The organism is Pseudomonas sp. S2_F07, assembly GCF_054668325.1.
Map to the genome: position 1 here is coordinate 1,584,788 of NZ_CP162758.1, position 23,899 is coordinate 1,608,686.

Genomic DNA, 23,899 nt, shown 5'->3' on the forward strand with positions numbered 1-23,899 from the left:
TCAATAGGTTACACATGAATCCTGATATTCCTCTTCAACTTCTGGGCGGCATCACGGCACGGGAATTCCTGCGCGACTACTGGCAGAAAAAGCCGCTGCTGATCCGTCAGGCCATTCCTGATTTCGAAAGCCCGATCGACGCCGACGAACTGGCCGGCCTGGCGCTGGAAGAAGAAGTCGAATCGCGACTGATCATCGAGAATGGCGAGCGTCCGTGGGAACTGCGTCGCGGCCCGTTCGCCGAAGATGAATTCAGCAAGCTGCCTGAAACTGACTGGACCCTGCTGGTTCAAGCCGTGGATCAGTTCGTCCCGGAAGTCAGCGAACTGCTGGAAAATTTCCGCTTTCTGCCAAGCTGGCGCATCGACGACGTGATGATCAGCTACGCCGCACCGGGTGGCAGCGTCGGTCCGCACTTCGACAACTACGACGTGTTCCTGCTGCAAGGCCACGGCAAGCGCAACTGGAAGATCGGCCAGATGTGCAACACCGAGAGCCCGATGCTGGCCCACGCCGACCTGCGCATCCTCTCCGAATTCGAAGCCACCGATGAATGGGTGCTGGAACCGGGCGACATGCTCTACCTGCCACCGCGCCTGGCCCATTGCGGCGTTGCCGTTGATGAATGCATGACCTACTCGGTCGGCTTCCGCGCACCGAGCGCCGCTGAAGTGCTGACCCACTTCACCGACTTCCTCAGCCAGTTCCTGTCGGACGAAGAACGCTACACCGACGCCGACGCCTTGCCGACTGCCGACCCTCACCAGATCCAGCGTGACGCACTCGACCGCCTCAAAGGCTTGCTGGCCGAGCACATGAGCGACGAGCGCCTGCTGCTGACCTGGTTCGGCCAGTTCATGACCGAGCCACGCTACCCGGAACTGGTGGTGGGCCCGGAAGAGGTCGAAGAAGAAGACTTCATGTCCGCCCTGGAACAAGGCGCGATCCTGATTCGCAACCCGAGCGCACGCCTGGCGTGGTCTGAAGTCGATGACGACCTGCTGCTGTTCGCCAGCGGCCAGAGCCGTTACCTGCCGGGCAAACTGCGCGAACTGCTGAAGATGATCTGCGCCGCCGACGCGCTGCACGCCGACAACCTTGGCGACTGGCTAAGCGACGAAGACGGTCGTGGCCTGCTGTGCGAACTGGTCAAGCAAGGAAGCCTGGGGTTTGCCGATGAATAAGATTCACGTACGTGTCGCAGACTGGCAAAAGGACAACGCCGAGATCCGGCGCATTCGTGAGACGGTTTTCGTTGCCGAGCAATCCGTTCCGCCAGAACTGGAATGGGACGCCGATGACATTGATGCAGTGCATTTCCTCGCTTACGAAGGCGACTTTCCAATCGGCACCGCCCGCCTGCTGCCCGACGGCCACGTCGGCCGGGTGTCGGTACTCAAGGACTGGCGCGGCCTGAAAGTCGGTGATGCACTGATGCAAGCGGTCATCGCAGAGGCCGAAGAGCGCGGACTCAAGCAGCAGATGCTCAGCGCTCAGGTACAAGCCACGGCATTCTATGAGCGCCTGGGCTTTCACCTGGTCAGTGAGGAGTTCCTTGAAGCCGGGATTCCGCATGTGGACATGGTCCGCCATTCGGCCTGAGAGGTGCCCCTTTCGCGAGCAAGCCCGCTCCCACAAGGTTCACGCTAAACCTGTGGGAGCGGGCTTGCTCCGGGCGGCGTTCCGACGAAGAGGCCAGAAAGCACGCCACAAAACGCCCCGACATCGCACGATGCCGGGGCGTTTTGCTGTCTACGATTCAACTAGCGCCACGCCAGGCCGACAAACTGGCAATATCAAGCTTCAGAACGCGGAGATAACGGACATGTCCCTACGCACCCTGCTCACCACCTTGCTGCTCGGTTGCAGTTTTTCGGTGATGGCAGCCACAGAAATTGTGCCCCTCAAGTACCACACCAGCGCCGACCTGCTGCCGGTGGCGCAGGACTTCATCGGCAAGGACGGACAGGTCAGCGCCTACGGCAATCAACTCATCGTCAACGCCGATCAGCGCAAGATCGACGAACTTAAAGCCCTTCTTTCGCAACTCGACACCGCACCCAAGCGCCTGCTGATCACCGTCGACACCAGCGACAACAACTTCCAGGGTGACCAGGGTCATTCGGTGAACGGCGCCAAGCCAAGCCAGGCCCACATCATCAACTACAGCACCGACAGCCGCGACGGCGGCATCCAGCAAGTGCAGGCCAGCGAAGGCGCACCGGCGCTGATCCAGGTCGGCCAGAGCGTGCCGCTGACCAGTTCGCAGACCGACTCCTACGGCGACCTGCGCAGCCAGACCGAATACCGCAACGTCACCCAGGGCTTCTACGTCACGGCAAACGTCACCGGCGACATCGTTCACCTGTCGATCAGCACCAACCGTGACCGCATGAGCCAGGAACGTCCTGATGTAGTGAACGTACAAAGCACCGACACAACCGTCACCGGCCACCTCGGTGAATGGATCCTGCTGGCCGGGGTCAACGGCCAGACCCAGGCCGACAAACAGGGCCAGACCCGCAGCTACTCGACCCAGAGCCGCAACGACATGACATTGCGGGTGAAAGTCGACACCCTGGACTAAAGCACCAAAAACTGACTGACGAGTCGTATTAGACCAAAGATGTAGTGCCTGAAAAAAAGCACTACAAAACGTTTGACGAGCCAAAAAAGCAAAGGCATGATGGCCTCGCTCCCGCTAATCAGAGGCCCTGGCAAGGGCCTTCGAGGCGATGTTCGCACCTACCCCGCGAACCGCTTCGTGTCTGTACCGCCCACAAGGTGTGTTTGACGAGGTTGTCGACTGGAACGAAGTTGTCCCGAGGGACGGAAGCGTAATAGGTAACCCGGCACCACACTGATGTTCGCACCAAGGCCCACGACGCCCGAATGCGCCCGCAGTCCGCCTTTACCTGCTCACTTCCCCTCGAGCCGATCGTTCATCCCGTCGCCCTCCCCGCCGAACCCGACTTGACCGCTTAAGCTTCTGGTCAGCGAGCGCAGGAATTTTCCACCGCAGAACAACTTTTCATAAAGACGCGACGAGGTTTATCTCCCATGGCACTGACACGCGAACAGCAAATTGCAGCCCTCGAAAAAGACTGGGCTGAAAACCCGCGCTGGAAAGGCGTGACACGCACTTACTCCGCTGCTGACGTCGTCCGCCTGCGTGGCTCGGTTCAACCTGAGCACACCTTTGCAAAAATGGGCGCCGAGAAGCTGTGGAACCTGGTGACCCAGGGTGCCAAGCCAGCCTTCCGTCCTGAGAAAGATTTCGTCAACTGCATGGGCGCCCTGACCGGCGGCCAGGCTGTACAACAAGTCAAGGCCGGCATCCAGGCGATCTACCTGTCTGGCTGGCAAGTGGCTGCGGACAACAACTCCGCCGAATCGATGTACCCGGACCAGTCGCTGTACCCGGTGGACTCGGTTCCAACCGTGGTCAAGCGCATCAACAACTCGTTCCGTCGTGCCGACCAGATCCAGTGGAAAGCCGGCAAGAACCCGGGCGACGACGGCTACATCGACTACTTCGCGCCAATCGTTGCTGACGCCGAAGCCGGTTTCGGCGGCGTACTGAACGCTTACGAGCTGATGAAGAGCATGATCGAAGCAGGCGCCGCCGGCGTTCACTTCGAAGACCAACTGGCTTCCGTGAAAAAATGCGGCCACATGGGCGGCAAGGTACTGGTTCCTACCCAGGAAGCCGTACAGAAGCTGACCGCTGCCCGCCTGGCTGCTGACGTTGCCGGTACTCCGACCATCATCCTGGCCCGTACCGACGCTAACGCAGCTGACCTGCTGACTTCGGACTGCGACCCGTACGACCAGCCATTCGTGACTGGCGAACGTACCCAGGAAGGCTTCTACAAAGTGCGCGCCGGTCTGGACCAGGCCATCGCTCGCGGCCTGGCCTACGCTCCGTACGCCGACCTGATCTGGTGCGAAACCGCCAAGCCGGACCTGGACGAAGCTCGTCGCTTCGCCGAAGCGATCAAGAAGGAATACCCGGACCAACTGCTGTCGTACAACTGCTCGCCTTCCTTCAACTGGAAGAAAAACCTGGACGACGCGACCATCGCCAAGTTCCAGCGCGAACTGTCCGCCATGGGTTACAAGCACCAGTTCATCACCCTGGCCGGCATTCACAACATGTGGCACAGCATGTTCAACCTGGCGCACGACTACGCCCGCAACGACATGACTGCCTACGTGAAGCTGCAAGAGCAGGAATTCGCTGACGCTTCGAAGGGCTACACCTTCGTGGCTCACCAGCAGGAAGTGGGCACCGGCTACTTCGACGACATGACCACCGTGATCCAGGGTGGCTCGTCCTCGGTAACCGCACTGACCGGTTCGACCGAAGAAGAACAGTTCCACTGATCTGCTTCGCCTGAGTCAACGGCCGTTGCGGACTGATTAGAAACCGCAACGCCGCCCATCTGACGCCCCGACTGGTTCGGGGCGTTTTTTTGTGCGCGTTTTCCCAAACACCGCCACCCCCTGTAGGAGCTGACGAGTGAAACGAGGCTGCGATCTTTCAAAGGCAAGATCAAAAGATCGCAGCCTCGTTTCACTCGTCAGCTCCTACAGTAACGCGCATATAAGGCAACTTTCTGCGCACTTGCGGAATAAACAGTTTAAAAACCACCACAAACAATATTGATTATCATTTAGCATCAACTATGTTCGTTACATTCCCTACAAAACATAATTGACGAAATGCCGGCTAATGCCCACGGGCCAAGGGCCACAGGGCTTTTGAGGCTCGCTATGTCCTTATTCCTATAATAAATTTCGCTATAGGAATTTTACTTGCCGGGTGTTTAGCCATAAAATCAGCGGGATTGATTGCTGCGACATATCGTCACTGCTTTTGTTTCTTTTCAAGCTCAGAGACCTTTGCTCTCTGTTAAGGATTACCAGCATGCCCGAAGCGACAGGACTCATGGCCCATAACTGGGGCTTTGCCATTTTCCTTCTAGGCGTCGTCGGCCTCTGTGCCTTCATGCTGGGCGTCTCCAGCCTCCTCGGGTCAAAAGCCTGGGGCCGCAGCAAAAACGAACCGTTCGAGTCCGGCATGCTACCTACAGGTGGCGCCCGCTTGCGGCTCTCAGCCAAATTCTATCTGGTCGCGATGTTGTTCGTGATCTTCGATATTGAAGCCCTCTTTCTCTTTGCATGGTCTGTGTCCGTCCGCGAAAGCGGCTGGACCGGATTCGTCGAAGCTCTCGTTTTCATAGCAATTCTGTTGGCAGGTCTTGTCTACCTATTCCGAGTGGGCGCCCTTGACTGGGCTCCGGAAGCTCGGCGCAAGCGGCAAGCGAAGCTGAAACAATGAGGCTTTGGCAATGCAATACAATCTCACCAGGATCGACCCCGATGCTCCTAACGAGCAGTATCCGATTGGCCAGCGGGAAACCGTTTCCGATCCGTTAGAAGATCAAGTCCACAAAAACATTTTCATGGGCAAGCTCGAAGACGTGCTTAACGGCACGATCAACTGGGGGCGCAAGAACTCCCTGTGGCCGTATAACTTCGGTCTTTCGTGCTGCTACGTGGAAATGACCACCGCCTTCACGGCGCCCCACGACATCGCGCGCTTTGGCGCCGAGGTTATCCGGGCATCGCCGCGCCAGGCGGATTTCATGGTTATCGCCGGTACCTGCTTCATCAAGATGGCGCCGATCATTCAGCGTCTCTACGAGCAAATGCTCGAACCTAAATGGGTCATTTCCATGGGTTCGTGCGCCAACTCCGGTGGCATGTACGACATCTACTCCGTCGTTCAAGGGGTGGACAAGTTCCTGCCCGTGGACGTCTACGTGCCTGGCTGCCCGCCCCGCCCTGAGGCTTTCCTGCAAGGCTTGATGCTGTTGCAGGAGTCGATTGGCCAGGAGCGTCGTCCACTTTCCTGGGTCGTTGGTGATCAAGGCGTGTATCGCGCCGAGATGCCTTCCGAAAAGGAAAAGCGCCGCGAACAGCGTATTCAGGTAACCAACCTGCGCAGCCCCGACGAAGTCTGATCCAGACCTGCTTCTTTAATAGAACAAGAACCTGGCTTCATTCTTTACGTTGACCGAAAGCGATAAAATAACCATGACTACAGGCAGTGCTCTGTACATCCCGCCTTACAAGGCAGACGACCAGGATGTGGTCGTCGAACTGAACAACCGTTTTGGCCCGGAGGCGTTCACCGCCCAGCCGACCCGCACCGGCATGCCGGTGCTTTGGGTTGCCCGCGCCAAACTCGTCGAAGTCCTGGGCTTCCTGCGTAACCTGCCCAAGCCATACGTCATGCTCTATGACCTGCACGGCGTGGACGAGCGTCTGCGCACCAAGCGTCAAGGGCTGCCGAACGGCGCCGACTTCTCCGTGTTCTATCACTTGATGTCGATCGAACGTAATAGTGACGTAATGATCAAGGTCGCCTTGTCCGAGAGCGACCTCAGCTTGCCGACCGTCACCAGCATCTGGCCGAACGCCAACTGGTACGAGCGTGAAGTCTGGGACATGTTCGGCATCGACTTCAAAGGTCACCCTCACCTGTCGCGCATCATGATGCCGCCGACCTGGGAAGGTCACCCGCTGCGCAAGGACTTCCCGGCCCGTGCCACCGAGTTCGACCCGTTCACCCTGAACCTGGCCAAGCAGCAACTCGAGGAAGAGTCCGCGCGCTTCAAGCCGGAAGACTGGGGCATGAAGCGTTCCGGCCCGAACGAGGACTACATGTTCCTCAACCTCGGCCCGAACCACCCGTCCGCGCACGGTGCGTTCCGTATCATCCTGCAGCTGGACGGTGAAGAAATCGTCGACTGCGTACCGGACGTCGGTTACCACCATCGTGGTGCCGAGAAGATGGCCGAGCGTCAGTCCTGGCACAGCTTCATCCCGTACACCGACCGTATCGACTACCTCGGCGGCGTGATGAACAACCTGCCGTACGTGCTCTCGGTCGAGAAGCTGGCCGGCATCAAGGTGCCGGAGAAGGTCGACGTCATCCGCATCATGATGGCCGAGTTCTTCCGGATCACCAGCCACCTGCTGTTCCTGGGTACCTACATCCAGGACGTCGGCGCCATGACCCCGGTGTTCTTCACCTTCACCGACCGCCAGAAGGCGTACACGGTGATCGAGGCCATTACCGGTTTCCGCCTGCACCCGGCCTGGTACCGCATCGGTGGCGTCGCCCACGACCTGCCGCGGGGCTGGGAAAAACTGGTTAAAGACTTCGTCGAGTGGATGCCCAAGCGTCTGGACGAATATCAGAAAGCCGCACTGGACAACAGCATCCTGCGTGGCCGGACCATCGGCGTTGCCGCCTACAACACCAAAGAGGCCCTGGAATGGGGCGTCACCGGTGCCGGCCTGCGTTCGACCGGCTGCGATTTCGACCTGCGTAAAGCGCGTCCGTACTCGGGCTACGAGAACTTCGAATTCGAAGTGCCGCTGGCCGCCAATGGCGATGCCTACGACCGCTGCATCGTGCGTGTCGAGGAGATGCGCCAGAGCATCAAGATCATCGACCAGTGCCTGCGCAACATGCCGGAAGGCCCGTACAAGGCGGATCACCCGCTGACCACGCCGCCACCGAAAGAGCGCACCCTGCAGCACATCGAAACCTTGATCACGCACTTCCTGCAAGTATCGTGGGGCCCGGTCATGCCGGCCAACGAATCCTTCCAGATGATCGAAGCGACCAAGGGCATCAACAGTTATTACCTGACGAGCGATGGCGGCACCATGAGCTACCGCACCCGGATTCGTACCCCAAGCTTCCCGCACCTGCAGCAGATCCCTTCGGTGATCAAAGGCAGCATGGTCGCGGACTTGATTGCGTACCTGGGTAGTATCGATTTCGTTATGGCCGACGTGGACCGCTAAGCATGAACAGCACGCTTATCCAGACAGACCGTTTCACCTTGAGTGAAACCGAGCGCTCGGCCATCGAGCACGAGCTGCATCACTACGAAGACCCGCGCGCGGCGTCGATCGAAGCCCTGAAGATCGTCCAGAAGGAACGTGGCTGGGTGCCGGACGGCGCCTTGTACGCCATCGGCGAGATCCTCGGCATCCCGGCCAGCGACGTTGAAGGCGTGGCTACTTTCTATAGCCAGATCTTCCGTCAGCCGGTTGGCCGTCACATCATTCGCGTCTGCGACAGCATGGTCTGCTACATCGGCGGCCACGAGTCCGTGGTCAGCGAAATCCAGAGCAAGCTGGGCATCGGCCTGGGTCAGACCACCGCCGACGGTCGTTTCACCCTGCTGCCGGTCTGCTGCCTCGGCAACTGCGACAAGGCGCCGGCGTTGATGATCGACGACGACACTTTCGGTGATGTGCAGCCAGCAGGCGTTGCCAATTTGCTCGAGGGCTACGTATGACCCTGACTTCTTTCGGTCCGGCCAACCTCATCAAGCGTTCGGCCGAGACTCACCCGCTGACCTGGCGCCTGCGTGACGACGGCGAAGCCGTATGGCTCGACGAGTACCAGGCCAAGAACGGTTACGCCGCTGCGCGCAAGGCCTTCGCCGACATGGCCCAGGACGACATCGTCCAGACCGTGAAAGACTCCGGCCTCAAGGGTCGCGGCGGTGCTGGCTTCCCCACTGGTGTTAAGTGGGGCCTGATGCCAAAGGACGAATCCATCAACATCCGCTACCTGCTGTGCAACGCGGATGAAATGGAGCCCAACACCTGGAAAGACCGCATGCTGATGGAGCAACTGCCCCATCTGCTGATCGAAGGCATGCTGATCAGTGCCCGCGCGCTGAAAACCTACCGTGGCTACATCTTCCTGCGTGGCGAGTACACCACCGCCGCCAAGCACCTCAACCGTGCCGTGGAAGAAGCCAAGGCAGCCGGCCTGCTGGGCAAGAACATCCTGGGCTCGGGTTTTGATTTCGAGCTGTTCGTCCACACCGGCGCCGGGCGTTACATCTGCGGTGAAGAAACCGCGCTGATCAACTCCCTCGAAGGCCGCCGCGCCAACCCGCGCTCCAAGCCGCCCTTCCCTGCCGCCGTTGGCGTATGGGGCAAGCCGACTTGCGTGAACAACGTCGAGACCCTGTGCAACGTGCCGGCGATCATCGCTGACGGCGTGGACTGGTACAAATCGTTGGCCCGCGAAGGCAGCGAAGACATGGGCACCAAGCTCATGGGCTTCTCCGGCAAGGTCAAGAACCCTGGCCTGTGGGAACTGCCGTTCGGCGTTACCGGTCGCGAGCTATTCGAAGACTACGCCGGCGGCATGCGCGACGGTTACAAGCTCAAGTGCTGGCAGCCTGGCGGCGCCGGTACCGGCTTCCTGTTGCCGGAACACCTGGACGCACAAATGTATGCCGGCGGCATCGCCAAAGTGGGCACCCGCATGGGTACCGGCCTGGCCATGGCGGTGGACGACAGCGTCAACATGGTGTCCCTGCTGCGCAACATGGAGCAGTTCTTCGCCCGCGAGTCCTGTGGCTTCTGCACCCCGTGCCGCGATGGCTTGCCATGGAGCGTCAAGCTCCTGATGGCCATCGAGAGCGGTGAAGGCCAGCCAGGCGACATCGAGACCCTGCTGGGTCTGGTCGGCTTCCTCGGCCCAGGCAAGACCTTCTGTGCTCACGCACCGGGCGCCGTGGAGCCGTTGGGCAGCGCAATCAAATACTTCCGTCCAGAGTTCGAAGCCGGTATCGCGCCTGTCAGCGCCGCCGTCCCGCCCCTGGCAAGGCCGATCGTAGTCGGCGCGTAAACGCTTAAAAAAGCGAAGGGTCCGTGCCCTTCGCTTTTCGTGTGATGACGCCTTTAACGGCTGTGTTGATTCACGCGGATAACAAGATTCCATTAGCCACGCCCGCTGACACCGGGCCAACGAAGAACTTTGAACCATGGCCACTATCCACGTAGACGGCAAAGCGCTCGAAGTCGATGGGGCAGACAACCTGTTACAGGCATGTCTGTCTCTGGGCCTCGATATTCCGTATTTCTGCTGGCACCCTGCCCTCGGCAGCGTTGGCGCTTGTCGCCAGTGCGCGGTCAAGCAGTACACCGACGAGAACGACACCCGTGGTCGTATCGTCATGTCCTGCATGACCCCTGCCACCGACAACACCTGGATCTCCATCGAAGATGAAGAATCCAAGGCCTTCCGCGCCAGTGTTGTTGAATGGTTGATGACCAACCACCCCCACGACTGCCCGGTCTGTGAGGAAGGCGGTCACTGCCACCTGCAAGACATGACGGTAATGACCGGCCACAACGAGCGCCGTTACCGCTTCACCAAGCGTACCCACCAGAACCAGCAACTGGGCCCGTTCATTTCCCACGAGATGAACCGCTGCATCGCTTGCTACCGCTGCGTGCGCTTCTATAAAGACTACGCTGGCGGCACCGACCTCGGTGTGTTTGGCGCCCACGACAACGTGTACTTCGGACGTGTAGAAGACGGCACCCTGGAAAGCGAGTTCTCCGGCAACCTCACCGAGGTCTGCCCGACCGGTGTGTTCACCGACAAGACTCACTCCGAGCGCTACAACCGCAAGTGGGACATGCAGTTCTCGCCGAGCATCTGCCATGGCTGCTCCAGCGGTTGCAACATCTCCCCGGGCGAACGTTACGGCGAACTGCGTCGTATCGAAAACCGTTTCAACGGTTCGGTGAACCAGTACTTCCTGTGCGACCGTGGCCGTTTCGGCTATGGCTACGTCAACCGCGAAGACCGCCCACGCCAGCCGCTGCTGGCCAACGGCACCAAGCTGAGCCTCGACGAAGCGCTGGATAAAGCCGCCGACCTGCTGCGCGGTCGCAACATCGTCGGTATCGGTTCGCCACGTGCCAGCCTCGAAAGCAACTACGCGTTGCGCGAACTGGTCGGCGCCGAGCACTTCTACTCGGGTATCGAAGCTGCCGAGCTGGAGCGCATCCGCCTGGTCCTGCAAGTGCTCAAAGACAGCCCGCTGCCAGTGCCGAACATGCGCGACATCGAAGACCACGACGCCGTGTTCGTCCTCGGTGAAGACCTGACCCAGACGGCTGCGCGCATGGCCCTGTCCCTGCGTCAATCGGTCAAGGGCAAGGCCGAAGACATGGCCGACGCCATGCGCGTCCAGCCTTGGCTCGACGCCGCCGTGAAGAACATCGGTCAGCACGCGCTGAACCCGCTGTTCATCGCCAGCCTGGCTGAAACCAAGCTCGACGACATCGCCGAAGAGTGCGTCCACGCCGCTCCAGACGACCTGGCCCGCATCGGTTTCGCCGTGGCTCACGCCCTCGACGCCAGCGCTCCGGCCGTTGAAGGCCTGGACGCTGAAGCCCTCGAACTGGCCAAGCGCATCGCCGACGCCCTGCTCGCAGCCAAGCGTCCGCTGATCATCGCCGGCACTTCCCTGGGCTCCAAAGCCCTGATCGAAGCCGCCGCGAACATCGCCAAAGCCTTGAAGCTGCGCGAGAAGAACGGTTCCATCAGCCTGATCGTGCCAGAGGCCAACAGCCTCGGCCTGGCCATGCTCGGTGGCGAATCGGTTGACGCCGCGCTGCAAGCGGTGATCGATGGTAAAGCCGACGCCATCGTCGTGCTGGAAAACGATCTGTACACCCGTACCGACAAGGCCAAGGTCGATGCTGCCCTGACCGCCGCCAAAGTGCTGATCGTGGCCGACCATCAGAAGACTGCCACCAGCGATCGCGCGCACCTGGTTCTGCCAGCCGCCAGCTTCGCTGAAGGCGACGGTACCCTGGTCAGCCAGGAAGGCCGCGCCCAGCGCTTCTTCCAGGTCTTCGATCCGAAGTACATGGACGCGAGCATCCTGGTTCACGAAGGCTGGCGCTGGCTGCATGCCCTGCGCGCAACCCTGTTGAACCAGCCGATCGACTGGACCCAACTGGACCACGCCACCGCCGCCGTCGCTTCCAGCACCTCGATCCTGAACCGCATCGTCGATGCCGCGCCGTCCGCCGCGTTCCGCATCAAGGGCATGAAACTGGCCCGTGAACCGTTGCGTTACTCCGGTCGTACCGCCATGCGTGCCGACATCAACGTGCACGAACCGCGTACTCCGCAAGACAACGACACCGCGTTCAACTTCTCGATGGAAGGTTACTCGGGCTCGGTCGAACCGCGTCAGCAAGTGCCATTCGCCTGGTCTCCGGGCTGGAACTCGCCGCAAGCCTGGAACAAGTTCCAGGACGAAGTCGGTGGTCACATCCGCGCTGGCGACCCGGGCACCCGCCTGATCGAAAGCACCGGTGACTCGCTGAACTGGTTCGCCAGCGCTCCGCGTGCGTTCAACCCAGCTCCTGGTACCTGGCAGGCCGTGCCGTTCTTCCATCTGTTCGGCAGCGAAGAGAACTCTTCGAAAGCCGCTCCGGTTCAGGAACGCATTCCGGCTGCTTATGTTGCACTGGCCAAGTCCGAAGCCGACCGCCTGGGCGTCAACGACGGTGCCATGCTGAGCCTGAACGTGGCTGGCCAGACCCTGCGTCTGCCGCTGCGTATCAACGAAGAGCTGGGCGCTGGCCTGGTGGCACTGCCTGCGGGCATCGCCGGCATTCCGCCAGCAATTTTCGGTAAATCCGTTGACGGTCTGCAGGAGGCAGCTCAATGACCTTGTTCACTCCTGAAGTGATCGATGTGATCATCGCGGTCCTCAAGGCCGTGGTGATTCTGCTCGCCGTGGTGGTTTGCGGCGCACTGCTGAGCTGGGTCGAGCGTCGTTTGCTCGCCCTCTGGCAGGACCGTTACGGTCCGAACCGCGTCGGTCCGTTCGGCGCGTTCCAGATCGCCGCCGACATGATCAAGATGTTCTTCAAGGAAGACTGGACGCCTCCATTCGCCGACAAGATGATCTTCACCCTGGCACCAGTCGTGGCCATGAGCGCCCTGCTGATTGCCTTCGCGATCATCCCGATCACCCCGACCTGGGGCGTGGCGGACATCAACATCGGCATCCTGTTCTTCTTCGCCATGGCTGGCCTGTCGGTCTACGCGGTACTGTTCGCCGGCTGGTCGAGCAACAACAAGTTCGCCCTGCTGGGCAGCTTGCGTGCCTCGGCGCAGACCGTGTCGTACGAAGTGTTCATGGGCCTGTCGCTGATGGGCATCGTGATCCAGGTCGGCTCGTTCAACATGCGCGACATCGTTGAATATCAAGCGCAGAACCTGTGGTTCATCATTCCACAGATCTTCGGTTTCCTGACCTTCTTCATCGCTGGCGTGGCCGTGACTCACCGTCACCCGTTCGACCAGCCGGAAGCGGAACAGGAACTGGCTGACGGTTACCACATTGAATACGCCGGCATGAAATGGGGCATGTTCTTCGTCGGCGAGTACATCGGCATCGTGCTGATCTCGGCGCTGCTGGTGACCTTGTTCTTCGGTGGCTGGCACGGTCCGTTCGGCATCCTGCCGCAGATCCCGTTCATCTGGTTCGCACTGAAAACCGCGTTCTTCATCATGATCTTCATTCTGTTGCGCGCCTCGATTCCGCGCCCACGGTATGACCAAGTGATGGATTTCAGCTGGAAGTTCTGCTTGCCGCTGACCCTCGTCAACATGCTGGTGACCGCTGCGATCGTGTTGCTCAACACGCCCGCCGTCGCGGCTCAGTGAGGATAGAGAATCATGAAGTACATATTTGACATCGTGCATGGCTTCTACACCCAGCTTCGCAGCCTGGTGATGATTTTCGGCCACGCCTTCCGCAAGCGCGACACGCTGCAGTACCCGGAAGAACCGGTCTACCTGCCGCCGCGCTACCGTGGACGTATCGTCCTGACCCGCGACCCCGACGGTGAAGAGCGATGTGTAGCCTGCAACCTGTGCGCCGTGGCGTGCCCGGTCGGTTGCATCTCGCTGCAGAAAGCTGAAACCGAAGACGGTCGCTGGTACCCGGACTTCTTCCGCATCAACTTCTCGCGCTGCATTTTCTGCGGCCTCTGCGAGGAAGCCTGCCCGACCACCGCGATCCAGCTGACACCGGATTTCGAAATGGCCGAGTTCAAACGTCAGGACCTGGTTTACGAGAAAGAAGATCTGCTGATCTCCGGCCCCGGCAAAAACCCTGATTACAACTTCTATCGTGTTGCAGGTATGGCGATTGCCGGGAAGCCGAAAGGCTCCGCGCAGAATGAAGCCCAGCCGATCAACGTGAAGAGCTTGCTGCCTTAAGGAAGAAAGATGGAATTCGCTTTCTATTTCGCATCGGGTATCGCTGTGGTGTCCACGCTTCGCGTGATCACCAACACCAACCCTGTGCATGCCCTGCTCTACCTGATCATTTCGCTGATCGCCGTGGCCATGACGTTCTTCGCCCTCGGCGCACCGTTTGCCGGTGTCCTGGAAGTGATCGCCTACGCTGGCGCCATCATGGTGCTGTTCGTGTTCGTGGTGATGATGCTGAACCTGGGCCCGGCCTCGGTTCAGCAAGAGCGCGTCTGGCTCAAGCCCGGTATCTGGGGCGGCCCGGTCCTCCTCGCCGCGCTGCTGCTGGTGGAACTGCTGTACGTGCTGTTCTCCCACCAGACCGGTGAAGCCATCGGCCACACCACCGTAGACGCCAAGGCCGTAGGCATCAGTCTGTTCGGTCCTTACCTGCTGGTGGTCGAACTCGCCTCGATGCTGCTGCTCGCCGCAGCTGTCACGGCGTTCCACTTGGGCCGCAACGAAGCCAAGGAGCAATGACGATGCCTGCTATCCCCATGGAGCATGGTCTGGCGGTCGCCGGCATCCTGTTCTGCCTCGGTCTGGTCGGCCTGATGGTCCGCCGCAACATCCTTTTCGTGCTGATGAGCCTGGAGGTCATGATGAATGCCTCCGCGCTGGCGTTCATCGTTGCCGGTAGCCGCTGGGCGCAGCCGGATGGACAGATCATGTTCATCCTGGTGATCAGCCTCGCAGCCGCCGAGGCCAGTATTGGCCTGGCGATCCTGCTGCAACTGTATCGCCGCTTCCACACGCTCGATATCGACGCTGCCAGTGAGATGCGCGGATGAACCTACTCTTTCTGACTTTCGTATTCCCTCTCATTGGTTTCCTGCTGCTGTCGTTCTCACGCGGCCGCATTTCGGAAAACCTGGCCGCGCTGATCGGCGTGGGCTCCATCGGTCTGTCTGCGATCGTTACCGCCTACGTGATCTGGCAATTCAACGTCGCCCCGCCGGAAGGCGGCCACTACACCCAGGTGTTGTGGCAGTGGATGGCGGTGGAAGGCTTCACGCCGAACTTCGCCCTGTATCTGGACGGCCTGTCGCTGACCATGCTCGGTGTGGTCGTCGGCGTCGGCTTCCTGATCCACCTGTTCGCGTCCTGGTACATGCGCGGTGAAGACGGCTACTCGCGCTTCTTCGCCTACACCAACCTGTTTATCGCCAGCATGCTGTTCCTGGTGCTGGGCGATAACCTGTTGTTCCTGTACTTCGGCTGGGAAGGCGTGGGCCTGTGCTCGTACCTGTTGATCGGTTTCTACTACAGCAACCGCAACAACGGTAACGCCGCACTCAAGGCCTTCATCGTGACCCGTATCGGTGATGTGTTCATGGCCATCGGCCTGTTCATTCTGTTTGCCCAACTGGGCACGCTGAACGTTCAGGAACTGCTGGTGCTGGCTCCACAGAAATTCCAGTCCGGCGACTTCTGGATGGTCATGGCCACCCTGATGCTGCTCGGTGGCGCTGTCGGTAAATCCGCGCAGTTGCCGCTGCAAACCTGGCTGGCGGACGCGATGGCCGGCCCGACTCCGGTTTCGGCACTGATCCACGCTGCAACCATGGTGACCGCGGGCGTCTACCTGATCGCCCGTACCCACGGCTTGTTCACCCTGGCGCCGGAAATCCTGCACCTGGTGGGCATCGTTGGCGGTGTGACTCTGGTTCTCGCAGGTTTCGCAGCCCTGGTCCAGACCGACATCAAGCGTATCCTCGCCTATTCGACCATGAGCCAGATCGGCTACATGTTCCTGGCCCTGGGCGTTGGTGCCTGGGACGGCGCGATCTTCCACCTGATGACCCACGCCTTCTTCAAGGCCCTGCTGTTCCTTGCGTCCGGTGCGGTGATCGTTGCCTGCCACCACGAGCAGAACATCTTCAAGATGGGTGGTCTGTGGAAGAAACTGCCACTGGCCTACGCCAGCTTCATCGTCGGCGGCGCGGCCCTGGCGGCCTTGCCACTGGTAACCGCAGGCTTCTACTCCAAGGACGAAATCCTCTGGGAAGCCTTCGCCAGCGGCAACAACGGTCTGCTCTACGCCGGTCTGGTCGGTGCGTTCATGACTTCGCTGTACACCTTCCGCCTGATCTTCATCGCGTTCCACGGTGAAGTGAAGACCGAAGCCCACGCCGGTCATGGCATTGCGCACTGGCTGCCACTGTCGGTGCTGATCGTATTGTCGACCTTCATCGGCGCGATGATCGTTCCACCGCTGCACGGCGTGCTGCCGCAAAGCGTCGGCCATGCCGGCGGCGAAGCCAAGCACAGCCTGGAAATCGCCTCGGGCGCCATCGCCCTGGCCGGTATCCTGCTGGCCGCGCTGCTGTTCCTCGGCAAGCGTCGCTTCGTCACCGCCGTCGCCAACAGCGGCATCGGCCGTTTCCTCTCGGCCTGGTGGTTCGCTGCCTGGGGCTTCGACTGGATCTACGACAAACTGTTCGTCAAGCCGTACCTGGCGATCAGCCACATCCTGCGCAAAGACCCGCTCGACCAGACCATCGGTCTGATCCCGCGCATGGCCAAAGGCGGTCACACCGCCCTGAGCCGTACCGAGACCGGTCAACTGCGTTGGTACGCCGCCTCGATGGCTGCTGGTGCCGTGCTGGTAATCGGCGCCGTCGTGCTGGTAGCGGTCTGATATGAACCTTGCGAATTTGCGAAAGGAAACGAACCCGTCATGATTCTGCCTTGGCTAATCCTGATCCCCTTCATCGGCGGCCTGCTGTGCTGGATGGGTGAGCGCTTCGGCGCCACCCTCCCCCGCTGGATTGCGCTGATCACCATGTCCCTGTTGCTCTCCCTCGGCCTCTGGCTGTGGGCCAACGGTGATTATTCATTTGCACCAAAGCCTGGCGCCGATCCGACTTGGGCGCTTGAGTTCAAGCAAGTCTGGATCCAGCGCTTCGGCATCAACGTGCACCTGGCCCTCGACGGCCTGTCGCTGTTGATGATCATGCTGACCGGTCTGCTGGGTGTGCTCTCGGTACTCTGCTCGTGGAAAGAAATCCAGCGTCACGTGGGCTTCTTCCACCTGAACCTGATGTGGATCCTGGGCGGTGTCGTCGGCGTGTTCCTCGCCCTCGACCTGTTCATGTTCTTCTTCTTCTGGGAAATGATGCTGGTGCCGATGTACTTCCTCATCGCGCTCTGGGGTCACAGTTCTTCGGACGGCAAGAAAACCCGGATCTACGCGGCGACCAAGTTCTTCATCTTCACTCAGGCTTCCGGCCTGATCATGCTGGTGGCGATCCTGGGCCTGGTACTGGTCAACTTCAACGACACCGGCGTGATTACCTTCAACTACGCCGACCTGTTGAAGACCAAGATGTCGATGACCACCGAGTACATCCTGATGCTCGGCTTCTTCATCGCCTTCGCGGTCAAGCTGCCGGTCGTGCCGTTCCACTCCTGGTTGCCTGATGCTCACGCCCAGGCGCCGACCGCAGGTTCCGTCGACCTCGCCGGTATCTTGCTGAAGACCGCTGCCTACGGCCTGCTGCGCTTCGCCCTGCCGCTGTTCCCGAATGCTTCGGCCGAGTTCGCGCCGTTTGCGATGGCCCTGGGCCTGATCGGGATCTTCTACGGTGCGTTCCTGGCGTTCGCGCAAACCGACATCAAGCGTCTGATTGCCTTCTCGTCCGTTTCCCACATGGGCTTCGTACTGATCGGCATCTACTCCGGCAGCCAACTGGCGCTGCAGGGCGCGGTGATGCAGATGCTGGCTCACGGTCTGTCGGCCGCGGCACTCTTTATCCTCTCCGGTCAGCTGTACGAGCGCACCCACACCCGCGACATGCGTGAAATGGGTGGCCTGTGGTCGAAGATCGCTTACCTGCCGGCCCTCAGCCTGTTCTTTGCAGCGGCATCCCTGGGCTTGCCGGGTACCGGTAACTTCGTCGGAGAGTTCCTGATCCTGATCGGCACCTTCCCGATCGCCCCATGGGTGACCATCATCGCGACGTCCGGCCTGGTGTTCGGTTCGGTCTACTCGCTGATCATGATCCACCGTGCGTACTTCGGCCCGGCCAAATCGGACGCGGTGCTGCATGGCATGGACGGTCGCGAAATGATCATGGTGGTCGGTCTGGCCGCACTGCTGATCTACATCGGCGTGTACCCACAACCGTTCCTCGATACCTCTGCCGCGACGATGCATGGCGTGCAGCAGTGGCTCGGCACCGCCTTCACTCAACTCGCTTCGGCCCGGTAAGAGCGCTATGGAATTCACGACCCAACACTTTATCGCGCTAGCGCCGCTGTTGATCACCAGCGCCACGATCATCGTGGTGATGCTGGCGATCGCCTGGCGCCGCAACCACTCGCAGACCTTCCTGATTTCCGTGGCGGGTTTGAACCTGGCACTGTTGTCGATCCTGCCTGCCTTGAAAGTCGCGCCCCTGGCCGTGACGCCCTTGCTGCAGATCGACAGCTTCGCCTGTCTGTACATGGCGCTGATCCTGGTCGCCACCCTCGCCTGTGTCACCCTCGCCCACGCCTACCTCGGCGATGGCGGCACGGGTTACCCGGGCAACCGTGAAGAACTGTACCTGCTGATCCTGATGGCCGCCGCCGGTGGCCTGGTTCTGGTCAGCGCGCAGCACCTGGCCGGGTTGTTCATCGGTCTGGAACTGCTGTCGGTGCCGGTCTACGGTCTGGTGGCTTATGCCTTCTTCAACAAGCGCTCGCTGGAAGCCGGCATCAAGTACATGGTGCTGTCGGCGGCCGGTTCCGCGTTCCTGTTGTTCGGCATGGCCCTGCTCTACGCTGACTCCGGCTCCCTGAGCTTCGTCGGCATCGGTCAGGCACTGGCGGCTACCGGCCTGCCAAGCTCGCTGGCACAACTGGGCCTGGGCATGATGCTGATCGGCCTGGCGTTCAAGCTGTCGCTGGTGCCGTTCCACCTCTGGACTCCGGACGTTTACGAGGGTGCTCCGGCGCCGGTCGCAGCGTTCCTGGCGACCGCTTCCAAAGTGGCTGTGTTCGCCGTGATGGTGCGTCTGTTCCAGATCTCGCCAGCGGCGAGCAGCGGTGTCCTGAGCGACGTGCTGACCATCATTGCCATCGCGTCGATCCTGTTCGGTAACCTGCTGGCACTGACCCAGAGCAACCTCAAGCGTCTGCTGGGTTACTCGTCCATCGCCCACTTCGGTTACCTGCTGATCGCCCTGGTGGCGAGCAAGGGCCTGGCCGTGGAAGCCATCGGCGTGTACCTGGTCACCTACGTGATCACCAGCCTCGGTGCTTTCGGTGTGATCACCCTGATGTCCTCGCCGTACAAAGGCCGTGACGCGGACGCCCTGTACGAATACCGCGGCCTGTTCTGGCGCCGTCCGTACCTGACCGCTGTCCTGACCGTGATGATGCTGTCCCTGGCCGGTATCCCGCTGACCGCGGGCTTCATCGGCAAGTTCTACATCATCGCCACCGGTGTCGAGTCCCATCAGTGGTGGCTGGTCGGCTCGCTGGTACTGGGCAGCGCCATTGGCGTCTTCTACTACCTGCGCGTGATGGTCACCCTGTACCTGATCGAACCGAACCTGCGTCGCGTCGATGCGCAACTGCACTGGGAACAGAAGGCAGGTGGCGTGATGCTGCTGGCTATCGCCCTGGTCGCGTTCTTCCTCGGCGTCTACCCACAACCGCTGCTGAACCTGGTTCAGCAATCGGGCCTGGTGGGTTGATCGCTTAAGCGACACTCGGTAGAAAACACAAACGGCACCTTCGGGTGCCGTTTGCATTGGCGCCTGTAAAATAGTTCAGAGCCTCCCCTGCCGTCGGATGTGTGAGAGTTTTTCGATCGCTATAGGAAAACTCACCATACGCACCAGCCGAAAACCGGCCAGTTTCTCCCAGCGTCATTTTTGATCCACCTCTTTCTGAAAGATCCGACACACAACGACTACAAAACCTGGAAAGCGGCGCCCGGATATACCGGGAATCCGAATATATAAGTATCCACTTTCGTTTATCCGCCCCCACGCAAGCCCCTGCCTCTCTGCATTCAACTCTTGAAATGCGGCGACATCTATTGGAAAACAAATAACAAACCAAAATTGATGTGTACATATTTCATCGGCGCCGACAGCCAAGAACTGCAACATCTGCACACTTTTGACCCAAATACCCCTTTGATTATAGATTCGACTCGTGCTGAAAAAAGCACACTCCATTTCTAATCAAAGGAAACTTCCCAATGGGTTATATGGTCAGCGGCTGGAATGCCAACAAAATCACGGATATCGAGCAACAGGAAACACCTACGCCTGAGCAGATCGAAGCATTGCAATTGACCGAAGCTGAATTGGCGGAACTTGTAGAACAAGACGTCGAGTAACAATACGAACGGGGGACAGGTTCCCCCGTTCTCACGAGGAAAAACAATGGACAGGACAAGGATTGCCGAACGGGAACTGTCAGCGGACGAGGCACAAAAGCGCATTCTCGCCGAACTGCGCTTTTTGGGGCTCGAACCCAGCATCCGCACACTAGGACGTAAAGTTGTCTCGGTGTTGGCCAGTCTCGGTAGCAACACGCATGAACCAATCTGTGGCGCCGGCAAAGGCTATCCGGACCAGGCTCGGATCGGCGCACTCTATGAAGCCCTCGAGCACTATTGGACGGAAGATCTGAGCGCTAAAGACATTCACTTTGCAACTGCGCAATACTTTACAGAAACAAAGCTTTTTAACGATGACTCAGTACTGCAGCTTGTTTGCGACCAAAAAGACACCTGGATCGCTTGCCGAACTTATAAATGCCCCTTGCAAGACACTCACTTTCACTACCCGATAGCACTGACTCTGCCAGGTTATCCAGAGCGGGCATTTGAACAGGACAATGCCAACTATTGTGCCCTGCGCCGATATTCAAGTAACAGTGGTACGGCGATCGGAGCGAGTTACAACGAAGCATTACTCCATGCCACCAACGAATGCATTGAACGGGATGCCGTTTCTTTATTTTTGCTGAACCACTTTTACTATGAAAATCATCCACCTCTGCGACGGGTTGCACGCCTGCGTCAAAGCGATATCCTCGGCCGTTTGTGGACCGATGCCGAAAGGGAGATTGGCGCAGAAATCGTGTTGCTGGAAATCAGCAATGAATTCCAGGCACGAACATTCCTGGCTTTCCCAGCAACGCCAGACACCCACATCAGCCTGTACGGTACGGGTTGTTCCCTTGACCCACGGCATGGTGCCTGGCGTGCGCTGACCGAACTGGTACAACTGCATCACGCCGTGTCGCAGTCGCAGTCGCAATATCGGCAACACCTGATCAATGCACAGCGACATTTACAGCGCTTTCCCCGTCTGTTGCGCTGCTCGCAGTTCCATACCCCGTCGCTACTGTCTCCCCAACATAGCGTGGTGCTGCCCGACGCGTGGGATGAACGACCATTGACCGAGCAAATCGACCAGTTGCTGCAAGACCTGCAACGTCACGGACGGACATTAGGTGTAACTACTCTTCATCAAACAGCTTTGGGCACCACACTGGTCAACGTAGTCATTCCCGGTCTGGAGCGCTTTTTCATTGTTTCCAGCGGCAATGTTGTTATCCCCCAGTCCCGGGGTCGACGCCTGGAAAAAAACCGGCAGGCGACATGCGCATGAATACTCCAACGGTGGTTACTCCCGACCGAGAGGTGGCATTGGCTCAAGGCCTGGCCAGGCACGTCATCCAATCCGGTACCATGGGTTGCTACGTCGAGCCTGCGGGCGCCAGCCTGAATCATCTATTTTTTCTACGAGTGAAAGGTCGTGACTGGGTTGGCCGAAAGACCCTGCAACGTGACGCACACCAGCGGTTGCACCTGAGCAGTGTGCTCACCCCTTTCATGTTGCTTGGGCCTCTCGTCCAGTGGCAGTGGAGTAACGAAGGTGTATCAATTTACTTTCGAACAGCGACCCTGGCTGAAAAAACCAAGGCCTTCGACACCGCACTGGCGCTATCTGATAGCGAGGTTAACTTCCCGTTTCCGTTATGTGACGACTCGAATCAGGAAGCGGTCTGTCCTGACGAGTTCTGGCAGTGCAACGAGGTCCTCGCCACACAACTGAACGCAGACGAAGCGCATTTTCGCGACCATTGCGTCCAACTGCTCAAGACAATGCCAATGAAGGGGCAAGTAATTTACGACCCGGCCTGCTCCACCGGCGAGTTCATATCCCATCTGGCCCGGGAACTCACCGACTATCGCTTTCTGGCATCCGATCGCTCGGCCTCGATGATTGCGTATGCAAAAAACCGCCACGTGACATCGCCAGTCGAATTTCGCCTGCTCGACTCCAGCGACGCCGCCATTTGCGGCATTCAATGCGACGTCCTTATCCTTCGATTTCTTAATGCCGAAGTTCTGACCCGCAGCGACGCTCACACCGCTTTCCGCTCCCTGGTGCACTGCGTAAAGCCCGGCGGCAACCTCCTGATCTTCGGTCATACCCCTGTTCTGATTCCTGTACCCTGGCTGGCCCAGCAGTACCACCTGCATTTGTTGTCCAGCGTGGCGGCACGCTCCGGCCAGACAGAACTGTTCCAGTTCTATCGTTTGCTGGTCCCGACTTCATGACCGGCACTCTCCAAACAAACGGATACTACCCAACCGGCGACGGCCATCAACTGTATTGGGAGCGTCACGGAACACCGGGAGCCGAACCGGTATTTTTCCTCCACGGCGGCCCAGGCGGTCGCTGCCGGCATGAACACCTTGAGTTTTTCGACCTGGAGTGCTTCGACGTCGTTCTCTTCGATCAACGCGGGTGTGGACGCTCCCTCCCCCATGGCGAGCTCCGCGATAACACCTGCGGACTGTCAGTAGAAGACATCGATGGGTTACGTCAGCATCTGGACTTCGAAAAAATCAGTCTGCTGGGGGTTTCCTGGGGCAGCTGGCTGGCAATTCAGTACCAGCAGCGCTATCGCGACACCCTGCTGAAAACCACACTGGTCTCGGTTTTCGTGCCTTTCGCCGATAATGTCAGTGCCTACGAACAAATGCTTAACCACGGACTGTCGACACTCACTGGCTGCCATGCAAGCCATTCCCTACGCGACATCTTCCGGATACTCTGCGAGGGCTGTCCGCTACAGCAGCGCCACGCGGCCATTCAATGGTTACAAGCCCTTTTGCAACAGACAGGACAATCCATTGGCCGGAACACCCTTGAGGATTTCGTCGACGACGAAGCCATTCGCGCCATACGCCTGGAGCTGCATTACCACATGCAGCAATACTGCTTCACACCAGCCAACGAAGAGTTGACCCTGGATAGAAACACTTTGCTGATGCAGGGAGTCAGGGACGCCTTCGGCATGGCCAGTGTGCGCTGGCTACGACAGCGTTTGAATCTTGATTGCCGACTGCTGTATGCCGGGCACAACGCGTTCGCCCCCCCCATGCTCAAGGCTGTGCGATATGCGCTCAAGCGTGTTGCCCGAGACTGAATCAGCGGTAGCCGAACAGTCTGCCCGGAGGACTCGATCTCTTGAGCTTTGTCTGGATCAAGAGATACCACCAAAAGACGGCACCTTCGGGTGCCGTTTTTGCGTTTGGGGGATTTTGCCTTGCCTTACTGAGTCCGCCTGCCCACATGACGAAATTGTAATTCCCCCATCACCTTGGCGTTATCCGCAGCTTGCAACGATGTCACTCGGCGACCATGCCGGCGGGCCTTCTCCGTCGAACAATAAAACCCACGCCGACGCACG

Annotated in this window: 21 protein-coding genes; all 21 read left to right on the forward strand. The window is 59.5% G+C overall.

The window, feature by feature from the left end; translation table 11 throughout:
• Positions 1-14: 14 nt before the first annotated feature.
• The 21 genes from AB4O40_RS07190 (at position 15) to AB4O40_RS07290 (ending at position 23,635) form a co-directional block, all read left to right on the forward strand.
• Positions 15-1,184 carry a ribosomal protein uL16 3-hydroxylase gene (locus AB4O40_RS07190; protein ID WP_056723830.1) on the forward strand — a complete coding sequence of 390 codons (1,170 nt, stop codon included), beginning with the start codon at positions 15-17 and terminating at the stop codon, positions 1,182-1,184.
• Complete coding sequence (locus tag AB4O40_RS07195) at positions 1,177-1,602, forward strand: GNAT family N-acetyltransferase (protein WP_056723832.1); 426 nt, start codon at positions 1,177-1,179, stop codon at positions 1,600-1,602. Before AB4O40_RS07190 ends, AB4O40_RS07195 begins: the two co-directional genes overlap by 8 nt.
• A 223-nt stretch (positions 1,603-1,825) precedes the next feature.
• Entirely contained in the window at positions 1,826-2,587 is a 762-nt protein-coding gene (locus tag AB4O40_RS07200) for a secretin N-terminal domain-containing protein (RefSeq protein WP_460055244.1), read from the forward strand.
• A gap of 473 nt (positions 2,588-3,060) precedes the next feature.
• Positions 3,061-4,386, forward strand: a complete 1,326-nt coding sequence (gene aceA, locus AB4O40_RS07205) for an isocitrate lyase (RefSeq protein WP_034146910.1) — start codon at positions 3,061-3,063, stop codon at positions 4,384-4,386.
• Between the two features lie 544 nt (positions 4,387-4,930).
• Positions 4,931-5,344, forward strand: coding sequence for an NADH-quinone oxidoreductase subunit A (locus AB4O40_RS07210; RefSeq protein WP_003223812.1), 414 nt, complete (start codon positions 4,931-4,933; stop codon positions 5,342-5,344).
• A 10-nt stretch (positions 5,345-5,354) separates the two neighbouring features.
• Entirely contained in the window at positions 5,355-6,029 is a 675-nt protein-coding gene (locus AB4O40_RS07215) for a NuoB/complex I 20 kDa subunit family protein (protein ID WP_007970441.1), read from the forward strand.
• A 73-nt stretch (positions 6,030-6,102) separates the two neighbouring features.
• Positions 6,103-7,887, forward strand: a complete 1,785-nt coding sequence (nuoC, locus tag AB4O40_RS07220; RefSeq protein ID WP_460055239.1) for an NADH-quinone oxidoreductase subunit C/D — start codon at positions 6,103-6,105, stop codon at positions 7,885-7,887.
• A 2-nt stretch (positions 7,888-7,889) separates the two neighbouring features.
• Positions 7,890-8,387 (forward strand): NADH-quinone oxidoreductase subunit NuoE, encoded by a 498-nt coding sequence (gene nuoE, locus AB4O40_RS07225; RefSeq protein ID WP_046037843.1) that lies wholly within the window; start codon positions 7,890-7,892, stop codon positions 8,385-8,387.
• Positions 8,384-9,739 (forward strand): NADH-quinone oxidoreductase subunit NuoF, encoded by a 1,356-nt coding sequence (nuoF, locus tag AB4O40_RS07230; protein ID WP_460055236.1) that lies wholly within the window; start codon positions 8,384-8,386, stop codon positions 9,737-9,739. The genes nuoE and nuoF overlap by 4 nt, the downstream gene beginning before the upstream one ends.
• A 136-nt stretch (positions 9,740-9,875) precedes the next feature.
• Positions 9,876-12,590 carry an NADH-quinone oxidoreductase subunit NuoG gene (gene nuoG, locus AB4O40_RS07235; protein ID WP_056723839.1) on the forward strand — a complete coding sequence of 905 codons (2,715 nt, stop codon included), beginning with the start codon at positions 9,876-9,878 and terminating at the stop codon, positions 12,588-12,590.
• The gene (gene nuoH, locus AB4O40_RS07240) at positions 12,587-13,594 is read left to right on the forward strand and encodes an NADH-quinone oxidoreductase subunit NuoH (protein WP_056723843.1); all 1,008 of its coding nucleotides are present in this window, start codon (positions 12,587-12,589) and stop codon (positions 13,592-13,594) included. Before nuoG ends, nuoH begins: the two co-directional genes overlap by 4 nt.
• A gap of 12 nt (positions 13,595-13,606) precedes the next feature.
• Positions 13,607-14,152, forward strand: a complete 546-nt coding sequence (nuoI, locus tag AB4O40_RS07245) for an NADH-quinone oxidoreductase subunit NuoI (protein ID WP_015094374.1) — start codon at positions 13,607-13,609, stop codon at positions 14,150-14,152.
• 9 nt (positions 14,153-14,161) lie between these two features.
• Positions 14,162-14,665 (forward strand): NADH-quinone oxidoreductase subunit J, encoded by a 504-nt coding sequence (gene nuoJ / locus AB4O40_RS07250; RefSeq protein WP_053161453.1) that lies wholly within the window; start codon positions 14,162-14,164, stop codon positions 14,663-14,665.
• Positions 14,666-14,667: 2 nt separating this feature from the next.
• Complete coding sequence (gene nuoK / locus AB4O40_RS07255; protein WP_007946416.1) at positions 14,668-14,976, forward strand: NADH-quinone oxidoreductase subunit NuoK; 309 nt, start codon at positions 14,668-14,670, stop codon at positions 14,974-14,976.
• Complete coding sequence (gene nuoL / locus AB4O40_RS07260; protein WP_056723844.1) at positions 14,973-16,826, forward strand: NADH-quinone oxidoreductase subunit L; 1,854 nt, start codon at positions 14,973-14,975, stop codon at positions 16,824-16,826. The genes nuoK and nuoL overlap by 4 nt, the downstream gene beginning before the upstream one ends.
• 39 nt (positions 16,827-16,865) lie before the next feature.
• Positions 16,866-18,398 carry an NADH-quinone oxidoreductase subunit M gene (nuoM, locus tag AB4O40_RS07265; protein ID WP_056723846.1) on the forward strand — a complete coding sequence of 511 codons (1,533 nt, stop codon included), beginning with the start codon at positions 16,866-16,868 and terminating at the stop codon, positions 18,396-18,398.
• A 7-nt stretch (positions 18,399-18,405) separates the two neighbouring features.
• Positions 18,406-19,869: an NADH-quinone oxidoreductase subunit NuoN gene (nuoN, locus tag AB4O40_RS07270; RefSeq protein ID WP_056723848.1), complete on the forward strand. Its 1,464-nt coding sequence runs from the start codon at positions 18,406-18,408 to the stop codon at positions 19,867-19,869.
• Positions 19,870-20,381: 512 nt separating this feature from the next.
• Complete coding sequence (locus AB4O40_RS07275; RefSeq protein WP_177336466.1) at positions 20,382-20,522, forward strand: hypothetical protein; 141 nt, start codon at positions 20,382-20,384, stop codon at positions 20,520-20,522.
• Between the two features lie 46 nt (positions 20,523-20,568).
• Positions 20,569-21,804, forward strand: a complete 1,236-nt coding sequence (locus tag AB4O40_RS07280; protein WP_414912936.1) for a YcaO-like family protein — start codon at positions 20,569-20,571, stop codon at positions 21,802-21,804.
• The gene (locus AB4O40_RS07285; RefSeq protein WP_056723854.1) at positions 21,801-22,760 is read left to right on the forward strand and encodes a class I SAM-dependent methyltransferase; all 960 of its coding nucleotides are present in this window, start codon (positions 21,801-21,803) and stop codon (positions 22,758-22,760) included. Before AB4O40_RS07280 ends, AB4O40_RS07285 begins: the two co-directional genes overlap by 4 nt.
• Entirely contained in the window at positions 22,757-23,635 is an 879-nt protein-coding gene (locus AB4O40_RS07290) for an alpha/beta fold hydrolase (RefSeq protein WP_056723856.1), read from the forward strand. The genes AB4O40_RS07285 and AB4O40_RS07290 overlap by 4 nt, the downstream gene beginning before the upstream one ends.
• Positions 23,636-23,899: the final 264 nt, after the last annotated feature.